Source organism: Brevibacterium sp. MGP-B1 (assembly GCF_057766545.1).
The window spans coordinates 3,662,462-3,673,551 of sequence record NZ_CM173407.1; the positions used below are offsets into that span (position 1 = coordinate 3,662,462).

Annotated in this window: 9 protein-coding genes; 6 read left to right on the top strand and 3 right to left on the bottom strand. The window is 65.8% G+C overall.

Features of this window, described 5'->3' with window-relative positions; all coding sequences use genetic code 11:
• Window positions 1-20 precede the first annotated feature (20 nt).
• Window positions 21-1,034 carry an ABC transporter substrate-binding protein gene (locus AC3CD9_RS16675; protein WP_488365099.1) on the top strand — a complete coding sequence of 338 codons (1,014 nt, stop codon included), beginning with the start codon at window positions 21-23 and terminating at the stop codon, window positions 1,032-1,034.
• Between the two features lie 10 nt (window positions 1,035-1,044).
• Here AC3CD9_RS16675 and AC3CD9_RS16680 read toward each other — a convergent pair whose 3' ends face one another.
• Complete coding sequence (locus AC3CD9_RS16680) at window positions 1,045-1,500, bottom strand: Lrp/AsnC family transcriptional regulator (RefSeq protein WP_009883814.1); 456 nt, start codon at window positions 1,498-1,500, stop codon at window positions 1,045-1,047.
• Between the two features lie 418 nt (window positions 1,501-1,918).
• Here AC3CD9_RS16680 and AC3CD9_RS16685 point away from each other — a divergent pair, with 418 nt between their 5' ends.
• Genes AC3CD9_RS16685 through AC3CD9_RS16695 form a run of 3 tightly spaced genes read left to right on the top strand, consistent with a single transcriptional unit; the run spans window position 1,919 to window position 6,208 of the window.
• Window positions 1,919-2,695, top strand: a complete 777-nt coding sequence (locus AC3CD9_RS16685) for an electron transfer flavoprotein subunit beta/FixA family protein (protein WP_420097046.1) — start codon at window positions 1,919-1,921, stop codon at window positions 2,693-2,695.
• An 11-nt stretch (window positions 2,696-2,706) separates the two neighbouring features.
• A complete protein-coding gene (locus AC3CD9_RS16690) occupies window positions 2,707-3,684 on the top strand; it encodes an electron transfer flavoprotein subunit alpha/FixB family protein (protein WP_488365102.1) in 978 nt (325 codons plus the stop codon).
• Window position 3,685: 1 nt separating this feature from the next.
• Entirely contained in the window at window positions 3,686-6,208 is a 2,523-nt protein-coding gene (locus AC3CD9_RS16695) for a cytochrome b/b6 domain-containing protein (protein ID WP_488365104.1), read from the top strand.
• A 148-nt stretch (window positions 6,209-6,356) separates the two neighbouring features.
• Here the strand turns inward: AC3CD9_RS16695 and AC3CD9_RS16700 are convergent, their stop codons facing one another.
• Both AC3CD9_RS16700 and AC3CD9_RS16705 read right to left on the bottom strand, forming a co-directional pair.
• Window positions 6,357-7,478 (bottom strand): YkvI family membrane protein, encoded by a 1,122-nt coding sequence (locus AC3CD9_RS16700; RefSeq protein WP_488365105.1) that lies wholly within the window; start codon window positions 7,476-7,478, stop codon window positions 6,357-6,359.
• 198 nt (window positions 7,479-7,676) lie between these two features.
• Complete coding sequence (locus AC3CD9_RS16705) at window positions 7,677-8,339, bottom strand: GntR family transcriptional regulator (protein WP_488365106.1); 663 nt, start codon at window positions 8,337-8,339, stop codon at window positions 7,677-7,679.
• Window positions 8,340-8,475: 136 nt separating this feature from the next.
• Here AC3CD9_RS16705 and glyA point away from each other — a divergent pair, with 136 nt between their 5' ends.
• Window positions 8,476-9,867, top strand: a complete 1,392-nt coding sequence (gene glyA / locus AC3CD9_RS16710; RefSeq protein WP_488365107.1) for a serine hydroxymethyltransferase — start codon at window positions 8,476-8,478, stop codon at window positions 9,865-9,867.
• Window positions 9,867-11,084 carry a sarcosine oxidase subunit beta family protein gene (locus tag AC3CD9_RS16715; protein ID WP_488365108.1) on the top strand — a complete coding sequence of 406 codons (1,218 nt, stop codon included), beginning with the start codon at window positions 9,867-9,869 and terminating at the stop codon, window positions 11,082-11,084. The genes glyA and AC3CD9_RS16715 overlap by 1 nt, the downstream gene beginning before the upstream one ends.
• Window positions 11,085-11,090: the final 6 nt, after the last annotated feature.

Genomic DNA, 11,090 nt, shown 5'->3' on the forward strand with positions numbered 1-11,090 from the left:
AGAAGAATAAGGACAAACGTATGACATTGACGCGCCTGACCGCTGCTGCCATCGCCGGAGCCACCGGCCTCGCTCTCCTCGCCGGATGCGCAGGCGGCAGTGAGGAAGCGAACCCGGGCACTGCCTCCGAGACGCGCACCGTCACCGATGCGACCGGCGCGGAGGTCGAAGTGCCCGCGGCTCCGAAGGCCGTCGCGACACTGCACTATGCCGCCACCGAGACCCTCATGGATCTTGATGCGCCTCCCGTGGCGCAGGGCGAGTACCAGGATCCGGCCGTGCCCGAGGAGTGGCTCGATGAACTCGAGGGGATCCCCACAGTCAGTCAGCAGGAGCCGGACCTCGAGAAGCTCGCCGAGGCCGAACCCGACCTCATCCTGTCCCCGAACATCTTCGAGCCGGAGATGATCGAGCAGCTCGAGGAGATCGCACCCGTCTACCAGTTCACCCTGCGCGGCGGAGACCGCGCGAACTGGCAGCAGCGTGTGGGGGAAGTCGCAGACGCCGTCAACAAGACCGATCAGCTCGACGAACTCGACAGAGAATTCACGGCTCGGCAGAAGCAGCTCGGCGAAAAGCATTCCGAAGTCACCGAGGGCACCACGATCGGAGTGGTGTCCTCCTTCGAGGAGAACTCGGCATATCTGTGGGGAAGTGAGAACATGCTCGGCACGATTCTGTCCCCGCTCGGGTTCGATTGGTCGGCCGACGAAGACGCCATGGTGAAGAAGTACGGCAAGGCCGAACAGGGAGGCAATAAGTCCGGGACCGTCGAGCCCGAAGCTCAGATCTCGCTGGAAGTCCTCGACCGCAGTCTGTCCGATGCCGACATCATCTTCGTCAACTCGGACCTGCGCGGCGACTATGACTCGTTGACGAAGGCGCTCATGGACTCCGCTGTGTTCAAAGACCTCCCGGCTGTCCGGGCCGGACACGTCTATCCGATCGGCAAAGCCACAATCGCCGGATACGCCGACGCGGATTACGGTCTCGACCTTGCCGAGAAAGCCATCACCGAATACCAGAAGGACTGAGCCGCAGGACTCAGCCGGCGCCCGGCCTGTGGCCCTCGGCCTCATCGAGGATGAGGAGCGAGCGGGAGGACACGACGCCCGGGACCTCGTGGATGCGGCGCAGGATCACCTGCGACAGCGCAGTGTTATCCGGGGCGTTGACCGTCACCAAGGCGTCGATGTCCCCGCTGACGGCTTGGACCTTTTCCACGAACGGAAGGGCTGCCAGGTCGTCACGGACCTGCGGCCAGGGGCGCTCGCCGATCTTGACGACGACGACCGCGGTCACGGTCATGCCGAGAGCCTCGCGGTCCACCTCGGCGGTGAATTTCCTGATCGCACCCGATTCGATGAGGGTCGTGAAGCGCTTATGCGCGGCGGAGCGGGAGATGTGGACGCGTTCGGCCAGCTGGCGCACGCTCAGGCGCGAGTCCTCGACGAGGGCGGCGATGATGCTGCGGTCGATGTCGTCGAGGTCGAATGCCACGGGGCGCTCCTTCACCGTTGATGTCTGCGTCTTGCCTGCGACCTCTGCGTCCAGCCTGCCCGGATGCACTCGCACGGAGGGCGGCGATGGCCACCGGGAGGAATGGTCGGTCTGCTTCCCATTCTAGGGCCCCGCCTCGGCGAGGGGATGCCCCCGCGTCGAGGTCCCGTCGTCGACGACAAGGGCGCCGCCTCGGCGAGGGGAGCCCGCGAGTTTGCGGCGTCCGACGCACTGGACAAATTCTGTCGATCGTTCGTACAGTAACGGAGATACCTGTGGTGCCTACCACGTACCATGGGTGATGGACATGATCGGTTCTAACCCGGACCCGGTCAACGGACGGAAATCAGCCACCTGTAGATTATGAGACGAAAGTCTCACGCAGCTGGAACTGCTTCACGAACCTAAGGAGTCATCCTTGAAGATCGCGGTGTTGGTCAAAGAGGTCCCGGATACGTACGGCGACCGCAAGTTGAACTTGGAAACCGGGCTCGCCGATCGCGGCGCCTCGGAAGCCGTCCTCGATGAGATCGGTGAGCGTGCCCTCGAGGTCGCCCTGACGCAGAAGGACTCCGACGGCGACACCGAGGTGACCGTCATTTCGATGGCGCCCGATACCGCGACCGCCACGATCCGCAAGGGTCTGGCCATGGGTGCTGACAATGCCGTGCACGTGGCCGATGAAGGTTTGGCCGGCGCCGATCTCGGCCTGACCGCCGAAGTGCTCGCCGCCGCTCTGCGCCGCGGTGAGTTCGACCTCGTCGTCACCGGCAACGTCTCCACCGACGGCAACGGCGGCATGATGCCGGCGATGCTCGCCGAGCACCTCGACTACCCGCACGTGACCGGTCTGACGACCGTCGAACTGGGCGACGGCAAGGTCTCCGGCAGCCGCGCGGTCGAAGGCGGCAAGCAGCAGGTCTCGGCCGAACTGCCCGCCGTCATCTCCATCACCGAGGCGCTTCCCGAGGCCCGATTCCCGAACTTCAAGGGCATCATGGCGGCGAAGAAGAAGCCCTTCGAGGTCATCAGCCTGTCCGATCTCGACATCGACGCCGAGGACCAGTCCGTGGCCCGCTCGATCATGGTCACCGTCGCCGAGAAGCCGCCGCGCGAAGCCGGCGAGAAGGTCGTCGACGAAGGCAATGGCGGAGTCGAACTCGCCGAATACCTCACCAAGAACCGTCTGGCCTAAGGAGAATCGTCATGTCAGAATTCCCGCAGGACTCCATTCTCGTCGTCCTCACCGCCGATGCCGAAGGCCAGCTGGAGAAGCCGGCCGCCGAACTGCTCGGCGGAGCCGCTGAGATCGGCTCGCCCGTCGCCCTCGTGCTCGCCGACGGCAGCGCCGACGCCGCTGCCGAGAAGGCCGCCGAACTCGGCGCCGTGGCGACCCTGACCGCCGCAGCCACCGAGGGCAACCTCGGCACCGCGGCCGTCGACGCCGTGGCCGCAGCCGCGGAGCTCACCGCCCCCGACGCTGTTCTCGTGCCCAATACTCTCGACGGTCGTGACATCGCCGGTCGCTACGCCGTGCGCAGCGGATCGGCCGTGTCCGTCGACGCCACCGGACTCGAACGCGACTCCGAGGGCATCGTGGCCAACCACTCCGTCTACGGCGGCGGCTACACCGCCTCCTCGGCCCCGACCTTCGGTGCGCCCATCGTGACCCTGCGCCTGGGCTCGATCGAAGCTCGCGCAGAAGCGCAGTCCGCGAACACGCAGGCCCTCGAGGTCGCCGATTCCGGTAAGCGCTCGGCTTCGATCGACTCGTTCGAGGCCGTTGTCGAAACCTCCTCGCGTCCCGAGCTGCGCGGCGCGCAGAAGGTCGTCTCCGGTGGCCGCGGCGTCGGTTCGGAGGAGTCCTTCGAGCTCGTCGGCGAATTCGCCGACACTCTCGGCGCTGCCGTCGGTGCCTCCCGTGCGGCCGTCGACGCCGGCTACATCGCGCAGTCGCACCAGGTCGGCCAGACCGGTGTGTCGGTGTCCCCGCAGCTCTACGTGGCTCTCGGCATCTCCGGCGCGATCCAGCACAAGGCCGGTATGCAGACCTCGAAGACCATTGTCGCGGTCAACAAGGACGCCGAAGCTCCGATCTTCGACATCGCCGATTTCGGCGTCGTCGGCGACCTGTTCAAGGTCGTTCCCCAGGCCATCGAATCACTGAACGAGAACAAGTCCTGATATGGCAACCTATTCCAGTTCGCTGCGTTCGGGTCTGCCCCGGGTCGAAGGCGGAGACCCCTGGCCCCCGGAGGGCGTCATCGGCGAACCCTTGGAAGAGGGCGCGTCGTGGCTGCCGGAGACTGCCGAGACGGAGGAACTGGATGAAGGTTCCCCCGCCGAGGCGGCCGAATCCGATGTGACCGAGGCTGAGGAGTCGACGGGGATCGTCGACGACTCGGACGAGGAATCCGCCGAGGATTCGTCGACCGGTGCTGCTTCTGCGACGGCGGGTGATGACGATGATGCAGCCGATGTCGCTCCTGCTGAAGCCGCTCCCGCGGCCGAGGTGCCGTTGCGCCGTGGACTGCCGCGCGTCGAGGGCGGAGAGCCCTGGCCGCCGGAAGGTCTTGCTCCGGCCGGAGTGAAGGCCACCGGTGCCTCAGCTGCTCCTATCGCGTCTGCTGAATCGTCGGCTCCCGAAGAGCCTGCGGCCGAAGAGGATGTCGCTGCCGAGGATTCGACCGAGGACGCGGCGTCCGCTGAATCGGACGAACAGTCCTCTGCTGCCCCAGCTGCTGCAGCGACGGCTGGTGCCGGAGTGGCTGCCGGCGCCGCCGTCGCCGCTTCCGGTTCGGACGATGAGTCTGAAGCGGCAGAACCTGCCGCCGCCGATGCCGCACCCGCTGCGGAATCCGCTCCTGCCGCCGAGGTTCCCTTGCGTCGTGGTCTGCCGCGAGTTGTCGGAGGAGATCCTTGGCCGCCGGAAGGCTTCGCGCCTGCCGGAGTCAAGGCCGCAGGTGGATCCGCCGCCGGCGCTGCTGCTCCGGTAGCGGCTGCATCCGCTCCTGACGACAGCACTGCGGAGGAATCCGCTGCTCAGGCCGACTCTGCTGAAACCGCTTCGGCTGATACGTCAGCCGATTCCACGTCTGAATCCTCGTCCGCTGCTCCTGCGGCGGCCGCCGCAGCTGGTGCTGGCGTTGCCGGTGCCGGTGTGGCTGCAGCAGCCGCGAACGGCTCGGGCTCCGGAGAACTCTCCGATGTACCCCTGCGCCGCGGACTTCCCCGCACCCCCGGGGGAGACCCCTGGCCGCCGGAAGGCTTTGCTCCAGCACACGCTGCCAAACCTGCCGCAGGTTCGGCTGCCGCTTCGGCTCCGGCTGAAGAGAAGGCCGCCGACGCCACGTCGACCGGTGCCGAATCTGCCGACGAAGCGCAGGCGCCGGCCGAGACGAAGCAGGATGCGAAGCCGGCTGCAGCTGACGAATCCGGTGAGAAGAAGCCCCAAGGCCGACGCACCGGAATCGGCGGCGTCGGTGCCGGTGCGGCAGCCGCAGGTGCGGGAGCCGCCGCCGGTGCAGGTGCTGCAGCAGCGGGAGCCGCCTCGGCGTCGGAGAAGAAATCCGGCGAAGCCGAGAAGAAGCCTGCCCAGCGCAAGCCGATGGCGAAGCCTGCGGCGAAGACCGCGGGCAAGCCTGCCCAGCGCAAGCCGATGGCCAAGCCCGCAGCGAAGGCCGACGACAAGGCTGCGGCTCGCACCGCGGACAAGCCGGCCGCGAAGACGGCACCGGCTGCGAAGGCCACATCGTCGAGTTCGGGCAGCACCGCCTCGGCGAAGCCTGCAGCGAAGAAGGAACCGGTCATGATCGGTTCGAAGTCGCTGGGACAGTGGTCCAAGCTCGTCGGACTGGGACTCGGCGGACTCCTCGTTGTGGCCGGGGTCCTCATCCTCGCCGCGCGCGGTGTCACGACCCTGCCGGGCGTGCCGGAGTTCCTCGAACGCTACCCGGGCGAATATCACATCCCGGAATTCGTCGAACCCGGCTTCCCGGGCTGGGTGCGGTGGACGCACTTCCTCAACATCTTCTTCATGGTGCTCATCATCCGTTCGGGTCTGCAGGTGCGTCACCAGCAGAAGCCGCCGGCGTTCTACACCCCGAAGAAGGGTGGGAAGAAGATCAGCATCAACCTCTGGCTGCACACGAGTCTCGATCTGCTGTGGCTGGCCAATGGTGTGGTCTTCGTCGTGCTGCTCTTCGTCTCCGGGCACTGGGCGCGCATCGTGCCGACCAGTTGGGAAGTGTTCCCGAACGCGCTGTCGGCGGCGCTGCAGTACGGCACGATGGAATGGCCGATGGAAGATGCGTGGGTCAACTACAACGCTCTCCAGCAGCTGATGTACTTCATCATCGTGTTCATCGCCGCCCCGTTGGCTGCGATCACGGGCGTGCGGATGAGCGAATGGTGGCCGAAGAACGCCGCGACGCTGAACAAGATCTACCCGGCGCCGCTGGCACGGGCGATCCACTTCCCGACGATGCTGTTCTTCGTGTTCTTCATACTCGTCCACGTGTTCCTCGTTTTCACGACCGGACTGCGGCACAACCTCGGCTACATGTTCGCGGGAACCGAGATGCTCGGTTGGGCCGGACTCGTATGGTTCCTCATCGCGATGGTCGTGGTCGTGGCCGGTTGGTTCGCCGCCAGGCCGCTGCTGCTCGCCCCGATCGCGAATCTCTTCGGACGCGTCTCGAGCAGGTAGGCGACGCCGCCCGCATCAGCGAAGCCCCGCACGATCGAAAAGTCGTGCGGGGCTTCGCTGTGTCGGTGAGTACAGTTCCAAGGCCCAGTCGGACATTCATTCCGACAGGGCCTTTCTCGTGGACGGATCGGGCCGCCTCGGCGAGGTTCTATTTCTTGGTGCGGGTGGCCACGTGGCGGATCGTGCGGACGATCATCAGCGCCAGGAGGATGATGCCGACGTAGCCGTTGATGACGTAGATGATGTTGACCATCTGCGAGAACGGCAGGACGAGGCCGATGATCGTGCCGAGAACGGGGAGTGCGATCGTCACGTACTTGAACTTCTTCGTCTTGTCGTCGAAGAAGCGCGATGACACCGTCCACAGCAGCGGAATCGCCGTCGTGTAGATTCCGGCGAGGATCATCACGGAGATGAGCGCCCCGATCCACGGTCCGAGGCTGCTGGCGAGAACGAGCATCGGGATCTCGGCGTCGAAGACCTCGCCGATGTTGGCCAGCAGCCCGAGTCCGACGACCATGCAGGCCAGGGAGAAGGCAATGCCTCCGACGAAGCCGCCGGCCGTGGCCTCGCGGCGGTTCTTCACGGTCTTGCCGAGGGCGGCGAGGAACGCCGCGAGCCAGAGCATGCAGAATCCGACATAAGACAGGCCGGAGAGGAACCAGTTCGACGACGCCTGAGTGACGTCGAGGCTCGGCAGGATCTCAACTCCGGTGGAGACGCCTGCGGGGTCGCGCACGATGCCGTAGACGCCGAGGGCGATCGCGACGACGACGATGACCGGGCCGATCTTGCCGATGACGTCGACGAGGCTCGTCAGCCCGAACCACACGGTGGCGCAGACGACAGCGGCCAGGGCGATCCCGCCGATGAACTTCGACAGTCCGTAGTGCTCCTCGAAGACTGCGCCGGCACCAGCGATCATCACGGTGAAGGACAGGAAGACGAAGAGGATCGAGAAGTAGTCGAAGAACGTGCCGAGGTACTTTCCGCCGTAGTAGTAGAAGACGCGTGAGGGTTTCTCGAACTGCTCCCGCCTGCCCGTGAGGAAGAGCTCGACGGCGACGTAGGAGATGAGCACGAGCACCAGAAGACCGGTGCCGAAGACGCCCCAGAAGCCGTAGGACGCGTAGTACTGGAGGATCTCTTGGCCGGTGGCGAAGCCCGAGCCGATGAGGAATGCGATGATCGCCCCGGCATAGGTGATGACCCGCAGAATGCTGGTCTTCTCGGTCGTGGCCAGATGGGTGGCAGTGGAGGTCTCAGCCATGGAAGTCCTTCGTCGTTGAGGGAATGAGGTGGTCGACAGAGTCAGGTCGACAACTGATATATCACATTCAAGCACGTTAGCGTGTGTTTGTGATCACGTCAACGGGTGTTGGGGTTCAGCGACGGCGTCGTTGTTGGCGCGGGCCGTGGCGGCTGGCTTCCAGCGGGGTCTGGGGCTGTGAGCGGGTGAAGTGGGACCTCAGCGCAGGGTTGTGCGGACGGTCTTGTCGAACTCGCGGACGTGCTCGGCGGCGCGGGCGGCGACAGTCTCCTCGTCGCCGTCGAGGATGGCCTCGAGCAGATCGATGTGCTCGCGGATGTGGGTGACGAGATCCGGGATCCCCGGGATGACGAGGCACCAGATGCGAGTGGCCAGGTCGTCGAGGCGGATGAGCGTCTCCGACAGGTGCGGATTGTCCACTGAGCTGTAGATGAGGCGGTGGACGTCGAGGTCGCGTTCCATCAGCGTGCGCTGCTCGTCGGTCGATTCGAGTGCCCTGAGGTCGGCGATCGCGGCCGTGAAATCCGCGCGACGCTCCGTGGTGAGGTTGCGTGCCGCACGCCGGGCGGCGATGGGCTCGAGTGCTTCGCGCATCTCGGAGATCGTCGACAGATCGGTGAGGTCGACATTCGTGGCGAAGGTCCCGCGCCGCGGATACGACACGACGAGGTGATCGCGCTCGAGTCGCTTGAGGGCCTCGCGGATCGGCGTGCGACCGACCTCGAGCTCGGCGCTGAGGGCCGCCTCGTTGATCGGATCGCCCGGAGCGATGTCGAGCATGATGAGCCGGTGGCGGAGGATCTCATAGGCGCGATTCGCCAAGGACGTCGTCGGTGACGTCGCGTCGGCGGATGTGCTCATGAGAAGCCCCTTCATAATCTCTGCGGCAAACGTATTGCATCGGCTGGAATTCTCTGCCTACACTACAGGAACGCATCTGATATATTAGTTGCCGATCAGCCGGGAAGGGCTGATCGCGACAGGTCGAAGGAGATCCATGACAGAGCAACTCGCCAATCCCGCCGAAGCCGGCACGGCCAGTGCCCCGACAAGCGCTTCCGCTGGGACCTTCCCCAGCCGTGAACCCGTCGAACTGAGCACCTCGATCGCTGAACTCGATCCGCAGATCGCCGGATTCATCGACGCCGAACTGGCCCGGCAGCGCGAGGGCCTGGAGATGATCGCCTCGGAGAACCACACCGCCTCGGCCGTCATGGAAGCTCAAGGGTCGGTGCTCACGAACAAGTACGCCGAGGGCTACCCGGGCCGCCGCTACTACGGCGGCTGCGAACACGTCGACGAGATCGAACGCATCGCCATCGACCGCGTCAAGGCACTCTTCGGAGCCGCGTATGCGAACGTCCAGCCGCACTCCGGCGCCCAGGCCAACGCCTCGGTCATGCACGCACTCATCCGTCCCGGCGACACCGTCCTCGGACTCAACCTCGCCCACGGCGGCCACCTCACCCACGGAATGAAGATCAACTTCTCCGGCCGCCTCTACTCGATCGTCCCCTACGGCCTCGATGCCGAGACCGGACGCGTCGACATGGCCGAGGTCGAACGCCTCGCTCACGAGCACCAGCCGAAGCTCATCGTCGCAGGCTGGTCGGCTTACACCCGGCAGCTCGACTTCGCCGAGTTCCGCCGCATCGCCGGTTCCGTCGGTGCCTACCTCATGGTCGACATGGCCCACTTCGCCGGACTCGTCGCCGCCGGGCTTCACCCCTCACCGGTCCCGCACGCCCACGTCGTATCGTCGACGACGCACAAGACCCTCGGCGGCCCCCGAGGCGGCATCATCCTCACCAATGACGCGGACATTGCGAAGAAGATCAACTCCGCCGTCTTCCCCGGACAGCAGGGTGGACCCCTCGAGCACGTGATCGCCGGCAAGGCCGTGGCCTTCGGCTTGGCCGCCACCGACACATTCGTCGACAAGCAGAAGCGGACCCTGGCCGGGGCCGGCGAACTCGCCCGCCGGCTGACCGAAGACGATGTCGCCGAACGCGGAATCTCCGTCCTCACCGGCGGCACCGACGTCCACCTCGTCCTCGTCGATCTGCGCAACTCAACCCTCGACGGAGCCCAGGCCGAAGATCTGCTCGCCCAGATCGGCATCACCGTCAATCGCAACGCCGTCCCCGACGATCCGCGTCCCCCGATGGTCACCTCGGGCCTGCGCATCGGCACCCCGGCACTCGCCAGCCGCGGCTTCGGCTCCGAGGCCTTCGCCGAGGTCGCCGACATCATCGCCGAGGTGCTCAAGGCCGGCACCGAGGCGGACGGCGCGAGCCCGGAGATCATCGCCGAACTGAGCGCCCGGGTCACCGCGCTCGCGCAGAACCACCCGCTCTACCCCACCATCTCAGAGATCGGAGCACGCTGATGGCAGACCAGCTTCCCGAACACCCCGACTTCCTGTGGCGCAACCCCGAGCCGAAGAAGTCCTACGAAGCCGTCATCATCGGCGGCGGCGGACACGGCCTGGCCACCGCCTACTACCTGGCGAAGAACCACGGGATGACGAACATCGCCATCCTCGAGCGCGGATGGCTGGCCGGGGGCAACATGGCCCGGAACACCACGATCATCCGCTCGAACTATCTCTGGGACGAATCCGCCGCGATCTACGAGAAGTCCCTCAAGCTCTGGGAACAGCTGCCCGAAGAGCTCGAGTACGACTTCCTCTTCTCCCAGCGCGGCGTGCTCAACCTCGCCCACACCCTCCAGGACGTCCGCGAATCCCAGCGCCGGGTGAACGCGAACAAGCTCAACGGCGTCGACGCCGAATGGCTCGATCCCAAGCAGGTCAAGGAAGTCTGCCCGATCATCAACATCGGCGACGACCTCCGCTACCCAGTGATGGGCGGGACGTATCAGCCGCGCGCCGGCATCGCCAAGCACGACCACGTCGCCTGGGCCTTCGCCCGCAAGGCCGATGAGATGGGCGTCGACATCATCCAGAACTGCGAAGTCACCGGCATCGAACGCATCGGCAATCAGGTCGTCGGTGTGCAGACGAACCGCGGACCGATCGCCACCGAGAAGGTCGCTCTGGCCGTGGCCGGCGACTCCTCGGTGCTCGCCGACATGGCCGGGATCCGCCTGCCGATCCAGACCCACCCGCTGCAGGCGCTGGTCTCCGAACTCTTCGAACCCGTGCACCCGACCGTGGTCATGTCCAACCACGTCCACGTCTACGTCTCCCAAGCGCACAAGGGCGAACTCGTCATGGGCGCCGGCGTCGACTCCTACAACGGCTACGGTCAACGAGGCGGCTTCCACGTCATCGAGGAGCAGCTGGCCGCCGCGGTCGAACTGTTCCCGATCTTCGCCCGCGCCCATGTGCTGCGCACCTGGGGCGGCAACGTCGACGTCACCCTCGACGCCTCACCGATCGTGTCGAAGACGGAAGTCCAAGGACTCTACGCCAACTGCGGCTGGGGCACCGGCGGCTTCAAGGGCACCCCCGCGGCGGGCTTCACCTACGCACACACCATCGCGAACGACGAACCCCACCCGCTCAACGCCCCGTTCGCCCTCGACCGCTTCGAAACCGGTCACCTCATCGACGAACACGGCGCCGCAGCCGTGGCTCACTGAGCGGAA